The sequence below is a fragment of the Pseudoalteromonas sp. Of7M-16 genome, assembly GCF_022347805.1.
In the GTDB taxonomy this organism is placed as follows: domain Bacteria; phylum Pseudomonadota; class Gammaproteobacteria; order Enterobacterales; family Alteromonadaceae; genus Pseudoalteromonas; species Pseudoalteromonas luteoviolacea_F.
Genome location: NZ_JAKRFY010000003.1, coordinates 193347 through 220019, shown reverse-complemented (window position 1 = coordinate 220019; position 26673 = coordinate 193347). Strand labels below are relative to the sequence as shown.

General features: G+C 39.6%; 22 protein-coding genes. All 22 read left to right on the top strand.

Annotated elements, in window-relative coordinates; translation table 11 throughout:
- The first annotated feature begins 50 nt into the window (after positions 1–50).
- The 22 genes from MHN81_RS04700 (at position 51) to MHN81_RS04595 (ending at position 26664) form a co-directional block, all read left to right on the top strand.
- Complete coding sequence (locus MHN81_RS04700) at positions 51–2672, top strand: SLBB domain-containing protein (protein WP_239425151.1); 2622 nt, start codon at positions 51–53, stop codon at positions 2670–2672.
- Positions 2673–2741: 69 nt separating this feature from the next.
- A complete protein-coding gene (locus tag MHN81_RS04695; protein WP_239425150.1) occupies positions 2742–3695 on the top strand; it encodes a Wzz/FepE/Etk N-terminal domain-containing protein in 954 nt (317 codons plus the stop codon).
- Positions 3696–3741: 46 nt separating this feature from the next.
- Entirely contained in the window at positions 3742–4818 is a 1077-nt protein-coding gene (gene wecA, locus MHN81_RS04690; protein ID WP_239425149.1) for a UDP-N-acetylglucosamine--undecaprenyl-phosphate N-acetylglucosaminephosphotransferase, read from the top strand.
- Between the two features lie 25 nt (positions 4819–4843).
- On the top strand, positions 4844–6034 hold the full coding sequence (locus MHN81_RS04685; RefSeq protein WP_239425148.1) for a UDP-N-acetylglucosamine 4,6-dehydratase: 1191 nt from the start codon (positions 4844–4846) through the stop codon (positions 6032–6034).
- Between the two features lie 12 nt (positions 6035–6046).
- The gene (locus tag MHN81_RS04680) at positions 6047–7201 is read left to right on the top strand and encodes a LegC family aminotransferase (RefSeq protein WP_239425146.1); all 1155 of its coding nucleotides are present in this window, start codon (positions 6047–6049) and stop codon (positions 7199–7201) included.
- Complete coding sequence (gene neuC, locus MHN81_RS04675) at positions 7198–8358, top strand: UDP-N-acetylglucosamine 2-epimerase (protein WP_239425144.1); 1161 nt, start codon at positions 7198–7200, stop codon at positions 8356–8358. The genes MHN81_RS04680 and neuC overlap by 4 nt, the downstream gene beginning before the upstream one ends.
- Positions 8359–8365: 7 nt before the next feature.
- Positions 8366–9253 carry a formyltransferase family protein gene (locus tag MHN81_RS04670; RefSeq protein WP_239425142.1) on the top strand — a complete coding sequence of 296 codons (888 nt, stop codon included), beginning with the start codon at positions 8366–8368 and terminating at the stop codon, positions 9251–9253.
- A complete protein-coding gene (locus MHN81_RS04665) occupies positions 9250–9918 on the top strand; it encodes a PIG-L family deacetylase (RefSeq protein ID WP_239425140.1) in 669 nt (222 codons plus the stop codon). Before MHN81_RS04670 ends, MHN81_RS04665 begins: the two co-directional genes overlap by 4 nt.
- Positions 9915–10985, top strand: coding sequence for an N-acetylneuraminate synthase (gene neuB / locus MHN81_RS04660; protein ID WP_239425139.1), 1071 nt, complete (start codon positions 9915–9917; stop codon positions 10983–10985). The genes MHN81_RS04665 and neuB overlap by 4 nt, the downstream gene beginning before the upstream one ends.
- Complete coding sequence (locus MHN81_RS04655; RefSeq protein ID WP_239425138.1) at positions 10975–11628, top strand: NeuD/PglB/VioB family sugar acetyltransferase; 654 nt, start codon at positions 10975–10977, stop codon at positions 11626–11628. Before neuB ends, MHN81_RS04655 begins: the two co-directional genes overlap by 11 nt.
- Positions 11625–12686, top strand: a complete 1062-nt coding sequence (locus MHN81_RS04650; protein ID WP_239425137.1) for a nucleotidyltransferase family protein — start codon at positions 11625–11627, stop codon at positions 12684–12686. The genes MHN81_RS04655 and MHN81_RS04650 overlap by 4 nt, the downstream gene beginning before the upstream one ends.
- A gap of 1 nt (position 12687) precedes the next feature.
- The gene (locus tag MHN81_RS04645) at positions 12688–13380 is read left to right on the top strand and encodes an acylneuraminate cytidylyltransferase family protein (RefSeq protein WP_239425136.1); all 693 of its coding nucleotides are present in this window, start codon (positions 12688–12690) and stop codon (positions 13378–13380) included.
- 113 nt (positions 13381–13493) lie between these two features.
- Positions 13494–14801 (top strand): hypothetical protein, encoded by a 1308-nt coding sequence (locus tag MHN81_RS04640; RefSeq protein WP_239425135.1) that lies wholly within the window; start codon positions 13494–13496, stop codon positions 14799–14801.
- Positions 14794–16104: a glycosyltransferase gene (locus tag MHN81_RS04635; protein ID WP_239425134.1), complete on the top strand. Its 1311-nt coding sequence runs from the start codon at positions 14794–14796 to the stop codon at positions 16102–16104. Before MHN81_RS04640 ends, MHN81_RS04635 begins: the two co-directional genes overlap by 8 nt.
- The gene (locus MHN81_RS04630) at positions 16101–17339 is read left to right on the top strand and encodes an oligosaccharide flippase family protein (protein WP_239425133.1); all 1239 of its coding nucleotides are present in this window, start codon (positions 16101–16103) and stop codon (positions 17337–17339) included. The genes MHN81_RS04635 and MHN81_RS04630 overlap by 4 nt, the downstream gene beginning before the upstream one ends.
- Before the next feature lie 95 nt (positions 17340–17434).
- Positions 17435–18601 carry a glycosyltransferase family 4 protein gene (locus MHN81_RS04625; RefSeq protein ID WP_239425132.1) on the top strand — a complete coding sequence of 389 codons (1167 nt, stop codon included), beginning with the start codon at positions 17435–17437 and terminating at the stop codon, positions 18599–18601.
- A 21-nt stretch (positions 18602–18622) separates the two neighbouring features.
- Positions 18623–19336, top strand: coding sequence for a WecB/TagA/CpsF family glycosyltransferase (locus MHN81_RS04620; RefSeq protein WP_023397352.1), 714 nt, complete (start codon positions 18623–18625; stop codon positions 19334–19336).
- A gap of 312 nt (positions 19337–19648) precedes the next feature.
- On the top strand, positions 19649–21055 hold the full coding sequence (locus MHN81_RS04615; protein WP_239425131.1) for a mannose-1-phosphate guanylyltransferase/mannose-6-phosphate isomerase: 1407 nt from the start codon (positions 19649–19651) through the stop codon (positions 21053–21055).
- Complete coding sequence (locus MHN81_RS04610) at positions 21055–22494, top strand: phosphomannomutase (RefSeq protein WP_239425127.1); 1440 nt, start codon at positions 21055–21057, stop codon at positions 22492–22494. The genes MHN81_RS04615 and MHN81_RS04610 overlap by 1 nt, the downstream gene beginning before the upstream one ends.
- A 656-nt stretch (positions 22495–23150) precedes the next feature.
- Complete coding sequence (locus MHN81_RS04605; RefSeq protein ID WP_239425125.1) at positions 23151–24317, top strand: nucleotide sugar dehydrogenase; 1167 nt, start codon at positions 23151–23153, stop codon at positions 24315–24317.
- A gap of 772 nt (positions 24318–25089) precedes the next feature.
- Positions 25090–26214 (top strand): polysaccharide export protein, encoded by a 1125-nt coding sequence (locus MHN81_RS04600; RefSeq protein ID WP_239425119.1) that lies wholly within the window; start codon positions 25090–25092, stop codon positions 26212–26214.
- A 15-nt stretch (positions 26215–26229) separates the two neighbouring features.
- Entirely contained in the window at positions 26230–26664 is a 435-nt protein-coding gene (locus tag MHN81_RS04595) for a low molecular weight protein-tyrosine-phosphatase (protein WP_023397357.1), read from the top strand.
- Positions 26665–26673: the final 9 nt, after the last annotated feature.

Here is a 26673-nt window from a genome sequence, read left to right as displayed (position 1 = left end):
TAAAATGCGCAGTCTTAAATTTTTGATGTGCTTCAAGGTGTATAAATCAGATGATTCTTAAACGAATATTAGTTTTTGTTTTGCTAAGTTTTAGTGCTATTTCTGTGGCTTTTACGCCTACACCAGAGCAAATCGAACAATTTTCAAAGTTACCTAAAGCGCAACAAGAAGCACTTGCACGTCAGTATGGCTTTGATATGTCTAGCCTCAGTAATTCAACAGATAAGAACAAAGATTCAGACAGTTTCAAATCTAGTATTAGACCTCGTAATGGTGAAGAGGGTGACGCCGAAAAGCAAAAAGATGAATTTGACCCAACTGAAGAGCCTTTGACACCTTTTGGTTATGAACTATTCTCAGGCGAGCCCACTTCTTTTGCACCTACTGAAATCGCATCTGTACCATCTGACTACATCATTGGCCATGGTGATTCTGTAAGCGTAAACTTGTATGGTAAAGAAAGCACCACGCACACTTTATTTGTAGACAACGAAGGTCGATTGACTATTCCTGACTTTTCACCAGTGCAAGTTGCTGGTCTTACATATGATGAATTAAAAAAGTTAATTGCAAATAAAATTGCAAAAGAAGCGATTGGCTTAAATGTGTTTGTTTCGATGGCTGAATTACGTTCAATGCGTGTCATGGTGGTCGGTGAAGCGTACAAACCGGGAAGCTATACTGTATCTCCTTTATCTACGGTTACTCATGCTTTATATGTTAGCGGCGGACTGACAGAAATCGCAAGCTTGCGTAATATTCAAGTCAAACGTGCAGGAAAGACTGTAGCGACCTTAGATCTATACGACTTACTTTTGAATGGTGATACTAGCGGTGATGTAAGTTTACGTTCTGGTGATGTTGTATTTATTCCTTCTGTAGGACCTCAAGTTTCAGTAGAAGGTGCAGTAAAACGTGAAGGTATTTTTGAGCTGACAGCAAAGGATGACAAAGATTCACTGGTTAAAATGTTTGGTGGATTTAAAGAGAATGCCTTTACTAAACGTGTTCAAGTTCGCCGCGTTTTTAATGGCACTAAAAACCTTGCTGTATCTGCAGATTTTTCGTCAGAAGATAGTGAATTCGCCCCGCAAGGTGGTGACCACTATGTGGTACAAAGTGTTAACGATGAAGTGGTTGACTCTGTCACTTTAATCGGTGCAGTAGTAAGGCCTGGTTTATATGAGTGGCAGTCAGGAATGACTGTAGACCAGCTGTTAAGCAACTTAAAATCAGACTTATTACCTCAAGCTGATTATAGCTATGCGCTTGTGGTTCGTGAAAAATCAATTTTAGGTGATGTAGAAGTTATTCAATTCTCTTTAGCTGAAGCTCTAAAAAGCAAAAATATGCCATTACAAAAAAATGATGAGATTTATATCTTTAGTCGCTTTGAATTGAGAGAGACAGAAGAACAAGCACTGGCAAATTTAGCGTTAACTGAAGAGCAAAAAATTCAGCAGCAGAAAGTTAAGTTGTGGCATTTATTTGAGTATCAAGAGTTCAAAAACAAAGTGCAAACATTTGATGATGTTGTACAAATTGAGTTAGAAAAAGCCGAATTACTAGAGGTTGATTTAGAACCTCAAGATGGACAATATGCTACTTTCAGTCGTACAGAATTACTAAAACCGCTGTTAAAACGACTTGAGTTTCAAGCTTCGTCGTCTGATAAGTCTGCAACAATAGAAGTAATAGGTCAGGTACGTTTTCCTGGTGTATACCCACTTGCAAAGAACGCTACTGTTGGTAAAGCCATTGATGCTGCAGGTGGTGTATTAGAGTCAGCTTATGCTCAGCGAGCTGAACTTACTCGTTTTATCAACCAAAACGATCAGCAGTTTAAACATATTCAAGTCAATATTGATGAATTGGAAGCGCTTGATATGAAACTGCAAAGCAGAGACACGCTAAACATTCTCATGCAACCAAACTGGCTAAATGGTTATAAGGTAACAGTAGAGGGTGAAGTTCGTTTCCCTGGAACTTATACAGTGAGTCGTGGTGAGACGTTGCAAGATGTTATCAAGCGCGCAGGTGGACTGTCTGAATATGCAGAGCCAAAAGCGGCCGTGTTCACACGAGAATCAATCAAAGAACAAGAGCAGCTTCAATTGGCAAAACTGTCCGATGAGCTAAGAAAAGATATTGCTTCTAAAAGCTTCCAGAATTCAATTGGTATGAACAATAGTATCAGCTATGACGAAATGAATATGCTTTTGAAAGATCTAGCAAGTGTAAAAGCTGTTGGCCGCTTAGTAATTGATTTACCAAATATACTGGACAATAAAGATTCTGTTGTTTTACAAGACGGTGACGCTTTATATGTTCCAGGAAAGCAAGATTCTATTTCTATTATTGGCGAAGTTAACTATGCTTCATCTCACTTATTTAAATCAGGTGTAACGATTGATCAATACCTTGAGCTGAGCGGTGGTGTAAAAGACAGAGCGAAAGAAGACCAAATTTATGTCATTAAAGCAAATGGGGCTGTATTTATTCCTAATTCGTCAAGTTGGTTTGCAGTCAGTAATGAACATGAATTAGGTCCTGGAGATACGATTGTTGTTCCAATGGATGCCTCTCATATGGATAACCTAACGCTGTGGAGCACAGCAACACAGATCTTTTATCAGTTAGGTGTTGGTGTCGCTGCTATTGCGAGAATATAGGCATTAAAGTGTATTCATTTTATAGTTTTTTAAATGTGCAGTGGTTAGAGAGTAGGATTAAGAGATTCAATGGAAACATCTAAATTAAATACTGAAGACGGTTATCAATCTAGACTCGAAAAAGATGAAGTTGATGTTTCTGAGCTGTTTACGGTCGTAGCCTCTAGAAAGTGGTTTTTGTTTGGCATAACATCGATTTTTGCAATTTTGTCTATCGCGTTGTCTTTGTCTTTGCCAAATATATATAAATCAGAAGTGCTGCTTTCTCCTGCACATGAGTCAAAAAGCTCGAATCTTGGTGGGTTAGCGGGTCAACTAGGTGGGATAGCTGGCCTGACCGGGATTTCTTTAGGTGGCGGCGATGATAAAACAACGCTTGCATTAGAAGTTTTAAAGTCGAGACAATTCATTAAAAGTTTTATTGAAAAACACGATTTACTGCCAGATCTAATGGCTGTAAAAGAGTGGAATCAGGGGAAAAATGAAATTGTTTATGACGAAGAGTTATACGATGTTGATAGTAAAACTTGGGTAAGGGATGTCGAACCACCAAAGACAGCTAAGCCTTCTCGTCAAGAAGCATATATAGAATTTAAGAAGGTCTTTGAAGTTAATGAAGCTAAAGATACTGGTTATGTAACAATCAGTATTGACCATCAGTCGCCAGAAATAGCACAGCGTTGGGTCGAGCTTCTTGTAATGGAAATTAATCAAACTATTAAAACTATGGATGTTGTTGAAGCTGAGAAAAGTATAAAGTTCTTAGAAGAGCAGCTTTCAAAGAACGATATCGCTGAGCTTAAAACGGTTTTATTTGGCTTAATTGAAGAGCAGGTTAAGACTATTATGTTCTCCGAATCTCGCGCCGAATATGTGTTTAAAACAATAGATCCTGCGATTGTACCTGAGTTGAAACACTCTCCTAAGCGCGCTGTAATCTGTGTCGCTGGTACTGTATTTGGATTTATTGTTGGCATTGTAATAATTCTAATTGGCTTATTTAGAAATGGTCAAAAGGGTTAGGTAAAGGGTTACTGGCCCTTACTAATTAAACTGAGTGAAGTCTTAGATGGTTTATTTTTTACCTTTTATAACATCTTTCGTTGCTTGCGTTTTAGCCGTTTACTTGGTGTATCCATTGTCTATTAAATATGGACTAGTGGATTCGCCTTGTGCGCGTAAGCAACATAAAGGAGAAATCCCTTTAGTTGGAGGGATCGCAATCTATATAGCCATATTGCTCTCTTCATTACTGTTTTTTAGAGATGATCTCTTAATCGTGTATGTTATATCAAGTACTGCAATACTCATTGTAGGGGTGTTAGATGATAGATTTGAGTTATCGGTAAAGTCACGCATCCTTATCCAAATTATCGCAGCACTGTTCTTGATCTCTCAATCGGGCCTGTACATTGATAGCTTCGGCTATATTCTAGGTAACGAATTTGAGCTATACCTTGGTAAGTTTGGTGTGGTTGTTACTGTGATCGCTGTTGTTGGGGCGATCAACGCATTTAATATGGTAGATGGCATAGACGGCCTTGCTGGTATGTTGAGCTTGGTTTCATTTACTTGCTTAGGTTTCCTGTATTACTACACCGGTAGCCAATGGGCTATTTTACCAACCGTATTTATGGCCGCAATTTTGGCATTCCTCATGTACAATTTGCGTTGGCCCTCTCGCTCAGTACATAAAATATTTATGGGCGACGCAGGCAGTATGCTTATTGGCTTCACTGTTGTTTGGTTGCTTATTGTTGGTGTTGATACAAAAGGAGATGCAGAGGCAATTCTAAAACCTGTCACAGCTTTGTATCTAATAGCTGTTCCTTTTATGGATATGGTTGCAATTATGTACAGACGGGTGAAAAAGGGTAAATCTCCATTTAAGCCAGACAGAGAGCATCTGCATCATATATTTGAACGTATCGGATTCAGCCGTAAAAGGTCGTTACTCTATATTTCCCTAATAGCAATTGTCATCGCCATTGCCGGATGTTTGATGCAGGTCTTAGGTGTACCTGAGTGGATAATGTTTTCAATATTTTTGTCGCTGTTTTTAATTTACAACTTTGCTTTGATGCATGTATGGAAAATCACGACTTGGGTGAGAAAGCATCGTGATAAACGACTTTCCAAACGTTAGTAAAAGTTAATTTAAGAGACTCAGCATGAAACAAATTCTCAATTTGATTGGCAGAAAAGATGCACTATTTACTCAAGATATCTTATCTGCTGAAAAAGAACTAAAAGAAGCCGTATCTACATCTAGGTTTTTGGTGTTAGGTGGTGCAGGTTCAATTGGCCAAGCCGTTACCAAAGAAATATTTAAAAGAAATCCAAAGAAACTCCATGTTGTTGATATTAGTGAAAATAACATGGTGGAGCTAGTCCGTGATATCCGTAGCTCATTTGGCTATATAGATGGTGACTTTCAAACCTTTGCGCTAGACATTGGTTCAATTGAATATGACGCCTTTATCAAAGCGGATGGTGAATATGATTACGTTTTAAATCTATCTGCATTGAAGCATGTACGCAGTGAGAAAGACCCATTCACTCTGATGCGTATGATTGACGTAAATGTTTTCAATACAGAGAAGACAATTCAACAGTCAATTGATAAAGGTGTAAAGAAATACTTCTGTGTATCGACAGATAAAGCAGCGAATCCAGTTAATATGATGGGTGCATCAAAACGTATTATGGAAATGTTCCTGATGCGTCGCAGTGAACAGATTGACATTTCTACTGCGCGTTTTGCTAATGTTGCATTTTCTGATGGCTCTTTATTACACGGATTTAATCAGCGTATCGAAAAGAAACAGCCCATCGTGGCTCCGAGCGATATCAAACGTTATTTCGTTGTACCTCAAGAGTCCGGTGAATTATGTTTAATGTCTTGTATATTTGGTGAAAATAGAGATATTTTCTTCCCTAAATTGAGTGAGTCGTTGCACCTGATCACTTTTGCAGATATTGCCGTTAAATACCTCAATGAACGTGGCTATGAACCTTATCTGTGTAAAGACGAAAATGAAGCGCGGGAGCTTGCTAAAACACTCCCAGCAGAAGGCAAGTGGCCTTGTTTATTTACTTCTAGTGATACAACCGGTGAGAAAGACTTTGAAGAGTTTTTCACTGATAAAGAAGTGCTGGACATGGCACGATTCGAAAACCTAGGTATTATCAAAAACGAAGCACTCTACGAGAATGAGCTTTTAGAATTGTTCGAAAATACCATTGCCAAATATAAATCAGATAAGCAGTGGAGCAAAGAGGAAATCGTAAAGCTATTCTTTACTATGATCCCTGATTTTGGACATAAAGAAACGGGTAAATACCTCGACAGCAAAATGTGATTTGGAGCCATCATGACGCCATTAAATATCAATGACTTTGTGCGTGACCTTTACGCAACTAATGAGTTTATACCTCTGCATGCTCCAACATTTTGTGGTAACGAAAAAGGATATGTTACGCAAACAATAGACAGTACGTTTGTGTCTAGTGTAGGGAAGTTTGTTGATCAGTTCGAAACCCAAATAGAACAAATAACAGGTACTGGTAAAGCTGTTGCAACGGTCAATGGCACAGCTGCACTGCATACAGCCTTACATATGGCGGGTGTACGAGCTGGTGATTTGGTGATAACTCAAGCGCTTACATTCGTAGCGACGTGCAATGCGCTCTTTCATATGGGAGCTGAGCCTGCGTTCGTAGACGTTTCTGAAAAGAGTTTAGGGCTATGTCCTAAAGCGCTTGAGCTGTTCTTGCAAGAGCACGCTGTTTTATCTGAAAATGGTGCTGTGCACAAGAAAACAAAACAGCGCTTTCAAGCAGTTGTACCCATGCATACATTTGGCCACCCAGTTGAGCTAGATGAGTTGCAAGCTGTATGCAGCAAGTGGAATATTGCCCTTGTAGAAGATGCAGCAGAAAGTTTAGGGTCCTATTATAAAGGGGTCCATACAGGTACTTTTGGTGATTATGGTGCGATTAGCTTCAACGGTAATAAAATAATTACCACTGGAGGCGGCGGTGTTGTTTTGTGTAAATCAGCTGATTCAGGTGCTAAAACGAAACATATTACGACAACTGCAAAAGTACCACATCCCTTCGAGTTTTATCATGATGAAGCGGGCTTCAACTACCGGATGCCAAATTTAAACGCAGCCTTAGGTTGTGCGCAACTTGAGCAGCTGGAAATGTTTATTGACCAAAAGCGACTGCTTGCCAGCCAGTATCAATCCTTTTTCAAGAGCTCTGACTTCGAATTTGTTACTGAACCTGAATATGCCAAGTCAAACTACTGGCTAAATGCGATTATTTGCCCTGATAAAGAATCAAGAGATCTTGTGTTGCAAGAGACTAATGCGGCAGGCGTAATGACTAGGCCTATTTGGCAGTTAATGCATAGATTACCTATGTTCAAAAATGCGTTGAGAGGTGAGCTGGCAATATCGGAGCAAATAGAGTCTCGCTTAATTAACTTACCTAGCTCGCCTTTGGGGATTCAATCATTATGAGAAAAGTAGCTGTTTTTACGGGGACACGTGCCGAATATGGTCTCCTATATTGGGTTATCAAAGGTTTAGAGTTGTCACCTAAAGCAGAGTTACAACTTTATGTCGGTGGTATGCACTTATCCCCTGAATTTGGAAAAACAATCGACCAAATAGAAGCAGATGATTTTCAGGTTTGCGAAAAGTTAGAGTTTTTATTGTCATCAGATACTCCTGTTGGGATAGCTAAGTCTATGGGACTGGCTTTAATAGGTGCCGCAGATGCGCTGGAAAGAACAAAGCCTGATCTATTGGTGGTTTTAGGAGACCGATTTGAGTCGATGGCGATATGTCAAGCCGCTATGGTTGCTCAGATCCCAATAGCACATATTCATGGTGGTGAAACGACCGAAGGTTTGATTGATGAGGCCGTTCGTCACTCTATTACTAAAATGTCCCATTTACACTTTACTGCTACTGAAGAATATAAACAGAGGGTTATCCAGCTGGGTGAACAACCAAGTAGTGTTTACAATGTTGGTGCCCCAGGAATTGATAACATAAAAGCTTTAGACTTACTTTCTCGTGAAGAGCTATCTAGCTCTCTTGATTTTGATGTGTCTAATTCTCCTTATATGGTGGTTACATACCACCCAGTTACATTGAGCAGCGATGGTGCAGTCCAAGATCTAGAAGCTCTTTTAGTTGCTCTGAGGCAGTATCAAAGCCACAAGTTTATTATTACCTTTCCTAACGCAGATACGCATGGCCGTGCACTGATACCTCTATTAGAAAAGTTTGCTAAAGAAATGAGTGGGCGTGTAGCGCTGGTGCAGTCTCTAGGTCAATTAAGATACCTTAGCGCGTTGAAACACTGCGATCTAGTTGTAGGAAACTCATCAAGCGGTTTGATTGAAGTGCCAACGTTTAAGGTGCCAACGATCAATATTGGTAATCGTCAAAAGGGGCGCATCGCTGGTGATACTGTAATTAACTGTGGTGGTGATCAAGAATCGATTAAAGCCGCATTAGATTGCGCATTGAGTGAATCATTTAAAGCGAAATGCTTAAAATCTTCTAACCCTTATGGTGACGGAGGTAGCTCCGAAATGATCTTGGACACAATTTTGAACGCAGATCTCACCGATTTGGTTTTCAAATCATTTTACGATATTAAGTAGAGGCTCAATGAAAGCTGGATTTATTGGATGTGTCGATTCAAGTCGAGTTGCACTAGAAACGTTGATTGGTATTGATGGTTTAGATATCTCAGCAGTTGTTACGAGAGAGCGCTCTGCAGTAAATACTGACTTTTGTGATCTAACAGGTTTATGTAGTGAAAATAGTATACCTGTTCACTTCGAAAATCCAAAAGAAAGAGAAGCGTCAGTTGATTTTCTAGCAGCATATGATCTTGATATCGTATTTTGTATAGGATGGAGCTACTTACTAAATGAACGTATGTTGTCATTACCAAAACAAGGTGTAATAGGCTTCCACCCTGCTAAGCTGCCTAGCAACAGAGGTAGACATCCTATTATTTGGGCCTTGGCATTAGGTTTGGATGAAACCGCGTCGACATTTTTTAAAATGGATGCAGGTGCAGACTCTGGGCCGATTGTTAGCCAGGTGCCCGTGCCGATCGAGGCAATTGATAACGCTACGAGCTTGTATAAAAAAATACTAGATGTGACACAAATACAGTTATCAAAATTGGGTGCTGACTTAGTTAATGGAGTAGCTCAATTCGTCGAACAAGATCACGATAAAGCGACTTATTGGAGAAAAAGAAGCCGTGTTGATGGCCTGATTGATTTTCGAATGAGTGCAGTATCTATTCACAATTTAGTAAGGGCTTTAGCATCACCATACCCAGGTGCCGAATTTATTTATGAAGGTCAGCATTTTACAGTTCAAAGCAGTGCTGTATCAGAAGAAAAGTACCCCACAAATATTGAGCCTGGAAAAGTCTTAGGCAAGACTGAAACTAGCCTGTTGGTTAAGACCGCAGGTGATGAAGCTATTTTTATCTGTGGGTTAGCATTGAATAATATTGCTGTTGGAGACTTTTTATGAAGACAGTTTTAGTTGTAGCTCCCCATGCGGATGATGAAACGCTGGGTTGTGGTGGAACAATTCTCAAATTAATAAGTCAGGGTTATAAAGTACACTGGTTACTTGTTACATGCATGACTAAAGAAGTTGGGTTTTCTCAAGAGCAAATACAAACTAGAAGCAAGGTAATTAAGGACGTTTCTGAAAAGTACGGTTTTGAATCCACTCTTGAGCTAAATCTTCCTGCAGCAATGCTGGAAACACTTCCTAAGGGTGAGGTCATAGGGCCTATTTGTAAAGTAGTTAATGAGATAAAACCAGAAATTGTCTTTACAGTTTATAGAAACGATGCACATAGTGATCATGAGATCGTTTTTGATGCTGTTATGTCTGCAACAAAATCGTTCCGTTACCCATTTGTCAAAAAAGTTTTGGCATACGAGACGATGTCAGAAACAGACTTTGGTATGAAGCCGGAAGATGGTGGTTTTAAACCAACTGTGTATGTCGATATTGCTAATCAATTAAGCGACAAACTGGATATACTTGAGATGTTTGAGTCTGAAGTTCATGACTTTCCATTTCCTCGTTCAAGAAAAGCCCTTGAAGCGTTGGCGCACGTAAGGGGAGTTCAGTGTAACTCAGAAGCAGCAGAAGCCTTTGTTTTAATAAAGGAGATACTATGACACTCATTATAGCTGAGGCCGGTGTTAACCATAATGGCAACGATGATTTGGCATTCCAACTCGTAGATGCTGCTCATAAAGCCGGGGCGGATATTGTCAAGTTTCAAACGTTTAAAGCAAAAAATTTAGTAACAGAGTCAGCGAAGCAAGCTGATTACCAAGTTGCAAATACTGGGCAGCAAGAATCCCAGTATAATATGCTAAAGCGTTTAGAATTGAGCTATGAAACACATCATAAATTAGTTAAATATTGCAATAGTTTAGGTATTGAATTCCTCTCTACTGCATTTGACTCAGAAAGTTTAGACTTTCTGGTAAATGATTTAGGTGTTACACGTTTGAAATTGCCGTCAGGCGAGATCACAAATGCCCCACTCGTACTTGAGCATGCGCGAACAGGTTGTGACTTAATTGTTTCTACAGGAATGGCAACGTTAACGGATATAGAACAGGTTCTATCTGTGATTGCTTTCGGCTACTTAAATAAAGAGGGAAACCCAACCCCTGATAGCTTGATTGAAGCATACTACTCTGAAGCCGGTAAAGCTATATTAAAGGAAAAGGTAACGCTACTGCATTGCACAACTGAGTATCCAGCGCCTTTTGCAGATATCAATCTCAACGCGATGGATACGATGAGAGATGCATTCAAGTTAGCCGTAGGCTATTCAGATCACAGCGAAGGTATTGTCGTTCCAATTTCTGCAGTGGCTAAAGGTGCTGTATTGATAGAAAAGCACTTTACAACTGATAAATCGCTTCCTGGTCCAGATCATAATGCATCACTTGACCCGCAAGAGCTTAAGGCGATGGTTGATGGAATTAGAATCGCAGAAAAAGTATTAGGTGATGGGATAAAAGGTCCAAGGCCTTCTGAGGTAAAAAATAAAGCTGTTGTGCGCAAGAGCTTGGTTGTAGCGACTTCTCTAAAGCAAGGAGAAGAAATTACCAGTGAGCACGTAAGTGTTAAGCGTCCAGGCGATGGTATGTCTCCACTAAAGTACTGGGATGTGCTCGGTAAAATCGCATCGCGAGATTATGAAGTTGGTGAGTTATTTGAAGAGTAATAAACCTGTTATTCTGATCGGTGGTGGTGGGCACGCTGCTGGCCTTGCTGAAATTATACAACAACAAGGCCGGGAGATATTAGCTGTAGTAGCACCTGAGCTTTCACAAAGCCTTCAATCTTTAGGGGGCTTTACGCATTATACCTCTGATGACGATGTGTATAAGTTTAGCTCGGATCAGGTTGAACTGGTGAATGCAATTGGTGCTATGCCATATCAAGTGCTGAGAAAAGCGATATTTACACGATTTAAAGAGCAAGGTTATCAGTTTGCTACAGTAGTAGCTGATTCAGCAATAGTCTCGCCAAATACTCTGTTAGAAGAAGGTGTTCAGGTCATGCAAAATGCTGTGATCTGTATAGGTTCGACAGTTAGAGAAAATACTATAATCAATACATCGGCATCTATTGATCATGATTGCCTAATTGGGGCTAATTGTCATATTGCGCCCGGCGTAACAATGAGCGGTCAAGTTAATATAGAAGATGGTGTGCACATAGCTACCGGAGCTAATATAATCAATAACATTACGGTAGGTAAAAACACGATCGTCGGTGTTGGCGCATCGGTAACAGCGGACTTGCAAGAAGGTGTGGTTGCTTTCGGGTCAAGGCTAGCAATTAAAGAACAGCGGAAATTATGACAATAGATTGGAAAAAAGTAGTAATATCTCCAGATACGACTATCAGAGAGGCTCTGCAAGTAATTGACAAAGAAGCTCTCAGGGTTGCAGTTGTTGTTTTAGAGTGTGATAAGTTAGCTGGTGTTGTTACAGACGGCGATATTCGTCGTGGGATACTTTCGGGTGTTGAGTTGTCTGAGCCTGTTAGCGTTGTAATGAACTCTACGCCTATTTATGCATTAGACTCTCTCAGTTCTGCAGAACATCAATCGATTATGCAAGAACGAAAAATCCTTTCGCTCCCACTGGTTGATAGTTCAGGCAAGCTTATAGGGCTAAAAACGCTTTATGAAACATTAGAAGTTGAAAAGCGTGAAAACCCAATCTTTATCATGGCAGGTGGGTTTGGTACAAGGCTCAGACCCCTTACTGATAACTGCCCAAAACCAATGCTAAAAGTAGGTGACAAACCAATGCTTGAAACTTTGATCAAGCATTTTAAGTCTTTTGGCTTTTACAATTTTTATATCTCTACACATTATTTACCTGAGGTAATAACCAATTACTTCAAAGATGGCAAAGAGTTTGGCATCAACATAACATACGTTCACGAGGATAAGCCGCTGGGCACCGCAGGAGCATTGTCTTTATTGCCGAATGACTTACCGGAAGAGCCATTAATTATGATTAATGGAGATATATTGACTAATGTTGATTTCTCAAAGGTTCTAGACTTTCATCAAGAACATAACGCAGATGCAACCATGTGCGTTAGGGACTATGAAATCAAGGTGCCTTTTGGTGTAATTGAAGGAGAGGGCAATTTAATCTCTGCAATTGTTGAAAAGCCTACATATCGATACTTTGTCAATGCGGGTATTTATGTTATCTCAAATCAGGTTGTACGGTCTTTAAAAGGCAAGGATGAGTATTTGGATATGCCGACACTTTTTGAACAAAAACACCAGTCCGGCCAAAAAGTCCTCAAGTTTCCAATCCATGAATATTGGCTTGATATAGGTCGCCATGATGACTTTCAAAAAGCACAAGTTGACATTCATAATTTAGGTCTAGTTTAAAATGTTGAAAGTATTAGCTATTGTACCGGCAAGAGCTGGAAGCAAAAGGCTTCCCCATAAAAATGTTAGAAAACTTAACGGCATTCCACTGGTTGGCTATTCATTTGATGCAGCCACAGCTTCAAAGTATATAAGTCACACAATCGCGACTTCGGATTGCCAAGAAGTATTAACGATAGCAAAGCAATATGAGAATACGACAGCATTGCTGAGACCAGCTGAATTGGCCAGTGATACGGCTTCCTCTATCGACGTGATAAAACATGCTGTTGAGTATGCTCAGCAGGAAGGGATTGTTTTTGATACCATTTGTTTATTACAGCCAACATCCCCCCTGAGAAGTGCGGATGACATAGATAAAGCGATTGAGCTTTATATGGCTAAGAATGCAAAGGGTGTAGTCTCAATGACAGAATGTAGCCATTCACCTTTATGGACTACTCAGTTAGATACAGAAGAGCAGTTTAAACTGTTTGTGGATTCTTTGACCGGAGCTCGCTCACAAGATTTACCAAAATATTATCAATTGAATGGTGCAATTTACCTCATTGATAAAGCTGAGTTTCAACAACAAGGGAAATTGTTTTTTGAACAGGATTTTTACCCTTTCATAATGTCTACTGAAAACTCGGTTGATATTGACACAGAAATTGATTTTTTACTTGCTGAGCAGCTGGTTAAAAAAGTAGTTTAACCTTGCATTGGTGTATTTATATAAGTCCACTATGCATGTGCCAGTTAACCTCCTCGTAGACCTCTATAAGTAATTAAACTTAAGTCGTAGATTAATATTCGGATGAAAAATATATGCAGTTAAGTGGTATATATTACCAAAGTGCAATTTCAAGGCTGGTATTGTTTCTCTTTTTCTTTACGCCATTTCTTTCATTGTTAGTTTACAATGCCTTGGGTGTAAAAGTGCTTGCGGCTGTGCCTGCGTTGCTCAGAGATATGCTGGTATTGCTTTTTGTTGTGTTTGGAGTGATTTACAAGTTCTTTTTAGATAAAAGGATTCACTTTACGCTATTACTTTTTTGCTTATTACTTGCATCTATTTCTATATCAATTCTATCGGTAAATTTAGGTGTTGTAGGTTTCGACGAGTTTGTGAGTGTTATAGCAAACAACATTAGGCGATTTATATTTCCATTTTTGATTTTCTATTTTTTCCTATTTTACTTTAAATACAGAGATATTGATCTCCTAGCTAAGTTCATTTTGGCTTTTTGGCTTTTTGGCCTTTTTGAATGGCTTATGCCACTTATGTTCTGGGAAAAAATGGGACTCTTAGAGTACTGGAATGAATACTCCAATTCAGTATCATCAACTGGTGGCACTCACAACCAATTGCAGGGATACCCTCGATTATTTACATTTGATACTTATTATTTGATAGGTCAGAAGTCGAGGCGATTGATATCTTTTTATATAGAACCTACAACGACGGCAGCATTAGCTCAGGCATCAGTTATCTTTGGTTTGGTTTTTAAGAGAAAAGCCATTGTGTGGCTGGCGACAATTGCTGGTTTTCTAACATACTCCAAAGGATTTATTATATTCTTTATCCTATTAACACCTATGCTGATTTTGTATAAATATGCATCTCTTCGTTTACTCAAGTTTTACTGTAATACAATTGCCTTTTTACTCTTTGGTATGTTGTTTGCTGGTTTTTTCATCTTTCTTGCGTACCCGCAAATAGTCCAGTTTGGGTTGTTTGCGCATTTGGAAGGGCTGTATGAATTTTTCATACACTTCAATATTCTTGGTTACGGTATTGGGAACGTGGGGAGTTTCAGGTTCGACTCTATGTGGGGTGGGGTATTCCATCGCGTTGGTGTTGAATCTTCATTGGCGAATTTGATATCTCAACTTGGCTTAATGGGTTTTATTTCTGTTTACGGTTTGTTCGTGTTTTTCTTAAATAGGGTTATCACCAGAAAAGAAACTGTATATGTCTACTTTGGTGTGATCCTATATGTGTTTGTATATTCAACGAGTAATTCTTCAACTGGTTACTCTGGTAACTTCCTAATTTATTTGCTTGTCGTGATTGTTTATAAGTATTTTTCTTTAGGCTCTACAGATTCAAAAAAAGGGGGAGTAAATGGCTAAAGTTTTATATTTAGATAACTTTAATAACTTCGATTTTTTTCTCGAAGTTTCAAGGTCTTCTAGTTATATTGATATGGACTTTATAGTTTTTAACAGCGAGAAAGAGAATATAGTTAAAAATTCATCTTTTAGAAGTTATAAGCTCAAGGCTAGTTTTATCTCAACATCAATGACTGAGCTCATTACTGAAGAAGAGTATCGTATTGCGATTAAGAATGATCGACTTCTCAAGTTATTGCCCACTGGTTTGAGTATGAGTCTGATGCGCAACTATATAGATCAGATTGAAAAAATTATCGAGTCAAATAACTATGATCTCGTTCTGGGAGAGATTTCTTGGGCTTTAGAATACTTGGTATTTCTGTTGTGTGAGAGAAAGGGGATAAAATATCGCCATTTACTTTATTTACCACTCAATACAGTGCGTGCAGTAACCTTTGATGCTGAGCACAGTATGGCTAGCTTAGCTGAATGTGCTAATTGCCATACTGAAGCTGAGTTTAAAATTAGCTACAGTGATATTTGTCTGCGTGTCAAAGAGTGTTTTGAAAAAGGTAATATCCCCGCAAGCTACAAGGCGTTGATTTCAAGTGATTATAGAGAGTGGAAGCCTCTTTGGTGGCTGAGTGCTTTCTCTTACCACGTTAACAAACATACCTATGCACCTTTATATAAAAAGAGCGCAGTGACATTGCAAGAAGCGTTGAATGAGCCTGATAAAAAAGTGCTTTATTTTCCTCTTCATGTTCAGCCTGAATCTACGCCGGACTACGTATCACCTTATTACAGTGAACAGTTTGAGTTAATTGCAAAAGTGAGTGAACAGCTTGGTGATGAGTTTGTGATACTTGTAAAAGAGCATCCAAATAAGTTTTCTCCGAGATCTGTTAAAGGGTTTGAACGGCTTAAGAGAATTAAGAATGTTATATTCTTGTCATTATCTGAGAACGCAAAAGATATTATGGAAAAAGCCGATCTGGTGCTCACTATAGCTGGTACAAGTTGTTTGGAAGCTGCGAATGTTCGTAAACCAGCAATCGCTTTCTCAAATATATATTACACAGCATTGCCGGGTGTATTTGATGGTAGACAAGCCTTAGAGCAAAACAAGCTTAAATCATTTGTTGAAACCGCGCTAGGGCATACAGAGTTTAGTGACAATGCCAATGGCTTGGTAGAGGGATTTGGGGTAACAGGCTTTGTGCATGATCCAATGCTGTTTCCGGAGTTGTTTGAGAGTCAAAATCTCAAAGCCGTAGAAGACCTCATCGTACACCTATGTGAAAATAGGATAGATTCTTGAAAAAAGCAATAAGTGGTGTCCTTGGCATAAAGGTATTAAATCAGTTATGTGCTTTTTTGGTATCTATCGGAATAGCACGGTTTTACGGTGAGTACCAGCTAGGTCAATTTGCTTTGTTTACGACACTGGCTATGGTGTTTTGTATAGTTTCTTCTCTCGGAAGTAATGTTTATATGCAACGAGAGCTTTCGGGGGAATCTTTAGAGCAGAGTAAGAACTTGCTGGTGCAGGCTTGCTTATTTCGGGTGCTTAACACCGGTATTTTAATTATTTTGGCAGGTATATTTAATGCCGTAACAGCCTCTTTTGAATGGGGTCAGTTTGCCGTATTCTTTGCTATTTTATTTTTCTTTCAGTTTCTTAATTTTGCTGCTTACTTACTCAAGTCTCAAAGTAAATTTGTTGTCTCAGAATTGCTTGAGTGGGGTGTATTCAGGCTAGGCATTGTTGTTGGTTTTGTGGCGTCGTTGCTTTACCTAAATGCTGATATCATTTACATATCACTATTAGGCATATTGGCACTGACTAGCTGCTTTGTAATTTACAAAGGTCAGTTACAACTGGGGTTGGAACCAACAAACTTTACTTTTGATTTCGAGAAAGTAAAAACAATCGCAATCGGATCACTACCATTTTTAGTAACACAGATCTCCGCATTATTACTAATTTACACTGATACATTGTTTATCGCGGCCTTGCTTGGTTATGAACAGCTGGCTTATTACGATGTATGTTATAAACTGGCGGCAGTGGTGCTATTTTTAAATGCCTCTATCACATCTGTCATTTCTACCAGAATTAGCCAGCTTTATAAGGCAGGAGAGCTAAGATCTGTACACAACTTGGTTAAAAAAGTTTGTGGTTATGCGTCACTTGCTGCAATTTTGGGCTTTTTTGTAGCCATTGCACTATCTAAATTTGCATTAGGCTTATGGGGAGAGGAATTTATACAGTATAATGATCTGTTTATGCTGTTATTGGTAGGAATTCTCTTGCAATTTGCACTGAGCGCAACGTCGACGTACCTTTCTATGTCAAGCAGAGCAAAATTGTGTGCTAAAATTACGCTTTTGTTTGGTACGGTGAACTTATTGCTTAATCCATTGTTAATCTCAAAATTTGGGCTTATTGGTGCTGCTGTCGCAACGCTATCAGCTCAGGTGGCAATAACGTTGTCATGTGCATATTTCTATTTAAAACAGCGCAAGGCTGAGCTACTCACTTTAGGTAAATAAGCTCGTCTGCGAATTCGATAGTTTTGTTAAATAAATATTTGCGTGGCTACTTTAGGTGTTTGCATTGAAGGTAGCTACAAACCTATGGTTTCCTAATGAAAAAAATGTTGTTTATCAGCCCGCGTGAACCGGTCAATGTAGCAGGCGGCGGGTTATATAAGACTAAAAGGCTACTGGCTTATTTTCGCGAAAAGTTTCACGTCAAAGAGTTTTATCTAACTGAATCAAGCTCTGTTAGTCAAGAAAACATATATCAAGTTAAAATCAATGATAAGAAATACCAGCCGACGCTGGCAAACTTGATGGGAAGCTATATAGCGGGTGTCCCGTTATCTGTGTATAGAAACACACCTGAAGATTTTGATAGTAAGCGATTTAACGAACTGGCGAGCTGGGCCGATATCATTTTTGTTGATCACTTCTTCATGTATCAGTTCGTACCAGACTCTTTTGCTGGTAAAATCATATTTCATGAGCATAATGCGGAATTTAATATTTGGGAAAGGCGCGCTTCAATTGAGGGCAATATTCTCAAGTCTTTATTACTAAAGCGTGAAGCCAAACGTGTTTTCCAATATGAGAAAAAAAGTGCATTGGCATCTGATCTAGTATTCGCTGCGCCAAATGATATTGCCTGCTTGAAGGATGCTGGCTGTGATACAGCTCGTTTTGCGACAACTTATCACTTAGGTGAAGATAGCCTATTGAATACAGCGTTAAACAACTTCCATGGTCTTGAGAATAACTTGGTGTTTCTCGGCGGGTTAGATTGGGAGCCAAACTTTAATGGTGTGTTGTGGTTCTTAGAAAATTGCTGGGATACTCTACGTAGTGAAACGAATGGTGAAGTTAAGCTACATTTAATTGGTAAAATTAGTGAGCAGCAAAAAGTTCAATTGTCAGAGTATTCAGGTGTAGTGTGTTTAGGCTTTGTTGATGATCTCAATGATGCATTGTCTCAAGCTAAGGTGTTTATATGCCCATTGCAGTTTGGCAGTGGAATGAAAGTTAAAAATATAACCGCTTGTTATAAAGGGCTGCCTGTTGTAACGACCTCTATCGGAGCTGAAAGCATTGAGTTTGTGGATGGTGAGAATTGTCTAATTGCGGATCAGCCAAGAGAGTTTGTTGATGCTATTCGTTCTTTGCTAGACAGCAATGAATTATGTGCTGAGATCGGCGCCAATGCTAGGGCAATGTCAGAGAAACAGTATTCTTGGGAAGAAATGCTAAACAGCATGTATCTTGAGATAATTAAATAAAAGGTTTGTAGAGTTAAATTCATGTCTTTAAAAGTTTTTGGAATCGATTTTAAAGGGTTGTCTAAAAAAGAAGTAATGAACGTCGACGACGAGTTGAAGTTCGTAACAACGGTGAATGCAGAGTTCATCGTTGAGGCCAATAAAAATAAAGACTTTCTTAGAATCCTAAACAACAGTGTTGCAACGTTCGATGGGCAAATTCCATATATAATTGCCAAGCTAAAGTCAGGTAAAAAATTTGACAAAATCAGTGGCTCAGATCTGATTTACGATGTCATAAAAAAATCAAAAGATAGCCAAGAACATGTGTTCCTGCTTGGCGATAGGGAAGACGTTAATCAGCGCGCTGTAGATAAAGCAATAAATGAATATGGTGCTCGCTGTTCGGGCTTTTCACCGCCATATGAAGCTAATGGGTTTTCTGAGCAATCTAATAATGCCATGCTAGAAAAAATTTCTAATGCTAAACCCACATACTTGTTTGTTGCATTTGGTGCTAAAAAACAAGAGCAATGGATTTATGACAACTTAGAAGCGTTGCAAAATATTGGCGTAAAGTGGGTAGTCGGGTGTGGCGGAAGCATTTCATTTTTCTCAGGAGAGATTAAGAGGGCGCCGCTGTGGGTTCAGAAGGCTGGCCTTGAAGGGGTATATAGACTAGTCCAAGAGCCTAAATTATTTCGCTTAGTCAGACTAGTTAAGAGCCTGAGGGTTTTCTTTTACGTCTGGAAGTAACCTTTTGCAATTGGTTATAAGGTCACTCTGCAAATACTAGATAAAGTAGAGATAACCTTAAAATTTAGAGTTTGAAATAGCTTAATTGGGCCTTATGCCCGATTTTGTGCCTATTAATCGGCAGGTATTTTCAATCATTCAATGTGATACTCCTTTGCCATAGCGTGCAAACAGACACTGCTTGCAAAGGTTTACAATATTATTGTTTATTTGGTGTCTAGTTACCAATAAATAGACAAGTAGTTTTTAGGGTAAGTCTGCAATTTAGTTGTAAGGGTTGGCCCATATTATATTTAAGAAGTTAGGTGACATATGATTTTACCAATTATAATGGCGGGTGGTTCAGGTACACGCCTATGGCCTTTATCACGCGGCAATTATCCTAAGCAATTTTTAAAACTACATGGTGAAAACACCATGTTGCAAGAGACTATTTCTCGTTTGAATGGTCTTGAGCATAGCCCTGTTATGTTGATCTGTAATGAAGAACATCGCTTTATCGCGGCAGAGCAAGTGCGTCAGCTTGATGTGAAACACAGTGGGATTTTTTTAGAGCCGGTAGGCCGTAATACTGCACCTGCTATCGCGTTGGCGGCTTTCAAAGCGATTGAAAATAATGAAGACCCATTGCTGTTGGTACTAGCAGCTGACCATGTGATCGAACATCAAGCTGCATTCTTAGAAAGTGTTGAAAAAGCTAGATCTTTGGCACAGCAAGGTAAATTAGTGACTTTTGGTATTGTTGGAACCACGCCTGAAACTGGCTATGGCTATATCAAAAGAGGTGAAGCGGTCGAAAATGGCTTTGTTGTAAATAGCTTTGTGGAAAAGCCAGACTTAAGTACAGCAAAGCAATATATTGCAAGTGGTGATTATTACTGGAATAGCGGCATGTTCTTATTCAAAGCAAGTCGTTATCTAGAAGAGTTAAAGGCATTTCGACCTGATATTTACTCAGCCTGTGAAAAGGCGGTTGAAGTGCAAAATAGTGATATGGAATTTGTTCGCGTTGATAAAGACGCCTTTGAAGCCTGCCCAGATGAATCTATTGACTACGCGGTAATGGAGCACACTCAAGATGCTGTGGTTGTTCCTATGGATGCGGGCTGGAATGACGTTGGTGGATTTGCTGCGTTGTGGGAAGTTTCCGAAAAAGATGAAAATGGCAACGCGTTTATTGGTGATGTTAAGTCTGTTGATACAAAAAATACTCTAGTATTTGGCGAGGACAAGCTTGTCTCAACAGTAGGCGTTGAAGATCTTGTTATTGTTAACACTAAAGATGCAGTACTGGTTGCCCATAAAAACGAGTCGCAAAAAGTAAAAGAGATAGTTAATCAGCTCAAACGTGATCAACGCTCTGAAGTTACCTTCCATAGAGAAGTATATCGCCCTTGGGGTAAATATGACTCAGTAGATAATGGCGAGCGCTTCCAAGTTAAAAGAATCACAGTTAAGCCTGGCGCTAAGCTGTCAGTACAAATGCACCACCACCGTGCGGAGCATTGGATTGTTGTATCTGGTACAGCTAGAGTACACTTGGATGGTGAAGAAAGATTTGTTACTGAGAATGAGTCAGTCTATATCCCAATTACATCTGTTCATGCATTAGAAAACCCTGGCAAAGTTGATTTAGAGTTAATTGAAGTTCAGTCCGGATCTTACCTAGGTGAGGATGACATTGTCCGCTTTGAAGATCGATATGGAAGAGTTAAATAATGACAAACGCGAGCCATTTAATTAAGCAAAGCGGCATTGCATTTGGTACAAGCGGTGCGCGTGGGCTGGTTGAACAATTTACACCAGCCGCGTGTTATGCATTCACTGTCGCATTTATCAAAGCGATAGAAACAGACTTCTCGTTTGAAAAGGTTGCTATTGCAATTGATAACCGCCCTAGTAGTGCTGCTATGGCGAAATCTATTTCAGCAATGGTCAATGCACTAGGCTATGACGCGGAGTTTTTTGGTGTAGTACCTACCCCAGCTTTGGCGCTGTATTCTGTGCAAAACCGCATACCATGTATCATGGTTACAGGTAGCCACATTCCTTTCGATCGCAATGGTTTAAAGTTTTATCGACCTGATGGCGAAATCACAAAGGCAGATGAGCTTAATATTATTAAGAGTGATGCAGAAGTTGTGGCGCCTGAGAGTGAACCTGAACTTGAGACGCTGAGCGCTGCGAAGGACTTGTATATTGAAAGATATACACAGCACTTCCCGAATAAACCTTTTTCAGGTAAGAAGCTTGGTGTGTATGAACACTCAAGTGCTGGACGCGATATCTATAAACAGATTTTTGAATCACTGGGTGCTGAAGTTATCTCATTAGGCAGGAGTGATCAGTTTGTACCAATAGACACAGAGGCAGTTTCTGAAGAGGATAAGACTAAAGCGCTTAATTGGTCTAAAGAATTAAAATTAGACGCTATTTTTTCAACTGATGGCGATGGTGATAGACCCTTAATTGCTGACGAGTTAGGGCAGTGGTTACGAGGTGATATATTAGGTCTTGTGACGGCAAAGTATCTAGGTGCTAAGTTGTTGGCAACCCCTGTGAGTTGTAATAGTGCAATTGAGTCTTCAGGCGCTTTCAAGCAAGTTGTGAGAACAAAAATTGGCTCACCTTATGTGATTGAAGCATTTTGCAACCAAGAGGAAAGCTTTAAACCATATGCTGGTTTCGAAGCAAACGGCGGCTTTCTTTTAGGTAGTGATTGTTATTATGCTGATGGGCTGTACCACGCGTTGCCGACAAGGGATGCGGTACTTCCAGCTCTGGTTCTCTTTAATGAATCATGGTCAAAACAAAAAGCTATCAGCACTATCATTAGTGACCTGCCAAAGCGATTTACTGCCAGTGATCGAATAAAAGAAATTCCGCGTGAAACCAGTCTTTCTTTGATCGATAAACTAGCAAACTCCGAAGACGTTAGAAATGAGCTTAGACAAGCACTTGTCTTAGAGGGGACTTTGGAATTAACCAATGCCATAGATGGTTTTAGAATGTTTTTTACCAGCGGTGAAATCGTTCACTTTAGGCCATCTGGAAATGCACCAGAGTTAAGGTGTTACGCTGAGGCTGATACGCAGAGTCGAGCCGAGGAATTAGTAGTGCTTGCTTTGGGTTATATAAATCAAATCTCAGCTATCTAATGCGAAGCAATGTAAGGTGAACTTATCTTTATAGAGTTCACTTTATCTTTACTTGAGATTGGTTTGACTCAAGCGCCTATTTGCGAACTTGGCACTGATGTGACATGTTCGCAAACAACGTATAAATTTGTACTGCATAACCTGCTGAGTTAATAGCCATAACGACAGCCAAGACAATCAGCCCTCTCTGTGAAAAGCTTTGTTTTGAGGTGTCTTGGCCAAAATTACTAAGCTTTTAGACGACAACTTCAGTGTTTTACCGCTGAACTTTTAGTAAGCTCACACCAAATGATAATAATCTAACCAACCGAGAGTTATTTCTCTTACTTGCAGGAGTTGTTCGTCAGGCGCTACTCTTTCTTAAGCTTTTAGGAAGTTACTTGCCAGTGGTGTTCACTCGTAAAGCGCCGTCGAGTTGTCTTTAGCCGCGCCAAACTGACCGCCAGTTACCCCTTGAGTTGGGCTTTGTTTCAACCGCATTTAATGAAGCATGATATCCATGTTCATATCAAAAAGAGCGTTAACCTCTAGCGCATTAACATTCTTGACACTTTTGCCATGCATTATGAAGCTTAATCCTTGATATTGTGATCAAGCCCATTTTAAGCACTGGCTAATGAAAGTTAGTTAACCATTTGGTTGGCAGGGAAGGTGGAATGAAGATAGCTGTGGCAGGTATAGGTTATGTTGGACTCTCAAACGCGGTGCTTTTAGCGCAACACAATGATGTTATTGCTTACGATATTGACCCGACTAAAGTAGAAGCTGTCAATAACAGGGTTTCCCCAATTCTTGATCCAGACATCAGCAATTATCTAACTGAAGGCAAGCTGATGCTAGCGGCGACGACAGACAAAGTAGCGGCTTTTTCAGAGGCCGAGTTTATTATCGTTGCTACACCTACGAATTATGATCCTGACAGTAACTGCTTTAATACAGTGTCCGTTGAAAATGTGGTTGAAGATATTCTCGCTATTAACTCAGATGCCTCCATCATCATAAAGTCAACGGTTCCGGTAGGTTATACAGCTAGTTTGAGAGAGAAGTATCAAACTGACAGATTAATTTTTTCTCCGGAGTTTTTGCGTGAGGGGCGAGCACTGTATGACAATTTATATCCATCACGCATTATCGTTGGAAGTAAGTGTCAAAAAGCACATCATTTTGCAGAACTTATGAGTCTTGGTGCAAAGAAAAACGCTATTGAAACAGTGTTTACAGGCTCAACAGAAGCAGAAGCAGTGAAGCTGTTTTCGAATACGTATCTCGCTATGCGTATCGCGTATTTCAATGAATTGGATAGTTATTCGGAAGCGCACAAATTAAACACACGAGAAATAATACAAGGAGTGTGCTTAGACCCCAGAATTGGTGATTATTACAATAACCCTTCGTTTGGCTATGGGGGCTACTGCCTTCCTAAGGATACCAAGCAGCTTGTTGCCAATTATCAAGACGTGCCAAGTAACATTATTGGCGCGATCGTAGATGCTAACCGAACAAGAAAAGATTTTATTGCAGAATCTATAGTGAGCAAATTACCCAAAGTTGTAGGTATATACCGGTTGGTGATGAAATCTGGCTCGGATAACTTTAGGGCATCTGCCGTACAGGGAGTGATGAAACGAATTAAAGCTAAAGGTATTGAAGTTATTGTATATGAGCCCACGTATCATGAAGATAGATTCTTTAATTCAAAAGTCACCAATAGTCTTGAGCTACTAAAGCGTGATGCGGATATTATTATTGCTAACAGGATGTCTCCTGAGTTAATGGACGTCAGGGATAAGGTGTATACGCGCGATTTGTTTGGAAAAGATTAAACATTGAAGTTGAACTGACTGTGCTAACCCCTTCGAAATGGTTAGACATAGGTCGAATGGAGTTTGGCTAGCAATCCTATTTTTTTGGTAAGGCTATGTATATAAGATATTTATTAGTGCCAAAATAGAAGGGGTGCTGTATAGAATCTTTTTGCCTTGCTGTGAATGGCCGTATTGAGGTTAGTCTTGTGAAGCCGTAATGTCGCTTTTTTTATGCGTTTCGCTATGTTTTATAATTGGCGGTCGAAAAATTATTCTGTATAATGCATCGCGTTTAGGGAGTTCGTCCAATCAAATACAAGGAGTAGTATGATATCAATCCCAATTTTTGTTCCGTTATATTCGTATGTGATTGTCACTGAGCCTAGCCTTTAAGATTGAGAGCAAAGATAGATAGGGCTTTGTAAGGTTAAAATTGCATTAAAATGTTAAAATTTCAATTTCTCATTGGACTTATTTTTGCAATTATCTATTTGGGTTTATCCAAACTCGTAGTGTGAATCTTATAAAATTGAAACCTCTCGAAAAGGCGTGAAAATCGGCACAAGATCAGCCTTTTTATGTTTGAGCACCTTTTATCTTGGCAAGATTCTACTTAGATGGCTATTGCAATAAATCTTTAGTAAAGCTCATGTAACATTAACGCAATGTAAACTTGCGATTGGAATCCGTGCATGCTTTAATTAGCCATCGCGTAAGCAGGACTAATGCTCTTAAGTGACTGAGAACTTAGTAACAAAGAATAAGTATTAAAATATATTAGGAATAACAAATGGCCCGATGCTGTAAAAATATCATTGCCACTTCCCTTGCAGTTGCAAGTACATTGGCAATGAGTGGCTGCACCTTGATCCCAGGTGGGCATTTTGAAGGAATTACGTCAGGTGATAAAACTACTGGTTTGGAGCAAGAACTCTCAAAAGTTAACATTCAACTTATCGACTCCGAAACAATAAAGCAGCAAAAGCTTAAATCTCAAGTAGTGCAAAAAACAGGCCTTCAGGGTCTAGATGTATCTAATTATGAATACCATTTAGGAATTGGCGATGTAATCACGGTTGGTGTTTGGGACCATCCTGAATTAACAATTCCTGCTGCTGTGCAAAGAACAGCAGAATTTGACGGTTTTAGAGTACAAGCTGATGGTACAGTGACATATGCGTATGCTCCTAAGGTGCCGGCAGCAGGAAAAACTGTTGTAGAGCTTAGAGAGGAGCTTGTTAATCGTCTCAGCCGCGTTATAGAAGACCCGCAAATTGATGTCAAAGTCGTTGGCTTCAAAAGTCAAAAAGTGTATGTCACCGGCGAAGTTGACAGACCGGGTGTTTACCCGATCACTGAAACACCTTTAACCCTAATCGATGCCATTAATACTGCCGGCGGACTAAATGAAAGAGCTGATTGGCAGACGGTCACTTTTACTCGAGGGGATATTGTTGAGCACATCCAGTTAGACGATTTTTATTCTGAGGGTGACATTTCTCAAAATAGATTGCTTAAGCATGGTGATGTCATCCACATCGCGCGCAATGACAAACGCAATGTTTATGTGATGGGTGATGTAAGTAGAGTTGGCACAGTTGAAGTTAAACGATATGGCCTGAGCCTAGCCGAAGCGCTTTCAGAAGTTGGCGGCATCAATGAGCGCAGTGCTAATGCGAACGGTATTTTTGTCTTGAGAAAAAGGGACCTAGAGAAGGATGGCGTTATTGCTGATGTTTACCAGTTGAGAGCAAATAATATTGCTGCGTTGGTATATGCAGAGCAATTCTCATTGCAACCTCAAGATATTGTATATGTTACTAGTGCACCAATTGCTCGCTGGAACAAAGTAATAAGTCTGTTATTACCATCATTGTCTACTGTAGATGCAATTCAAGATATTGATAATCAATAGGTGGGTATCAAAATAATGTTTGATAGTATATTGGTCGTTTGTGCCGGTAATATCTGCAGAAGCCCAACTGCAGAGTATGTTTTGAAAAAAAAGCTGTCACAAAGTAGCATTCATGTTTCTTCAGCAGGCTTAACCGCATTGGAAGATAAGCCTGCGGATCCTATGGCTTGTGATATCGCTGATACTCAAGGCATTGACATGTCTGCGCATAGAGGGCGCCAACTCAACTCACAACTTGTTGCAAAAAACTCAGTTATTCTTGTTATGGAAAAGCAACATCTAACTGATTTATGTAATAGATACCCACAAGCACGCGGCAAAACCTTCCTATTAGGTAAATGGTTAGACGACAAAGAGATCCCAGATCCATACCGTCAAAGTCGAGAAGCATTTGAACACGTGTATGATTTAATCGATAGCGCATGTAGTGCGTGGCAGAAGTATTTATAAGGATGAAAG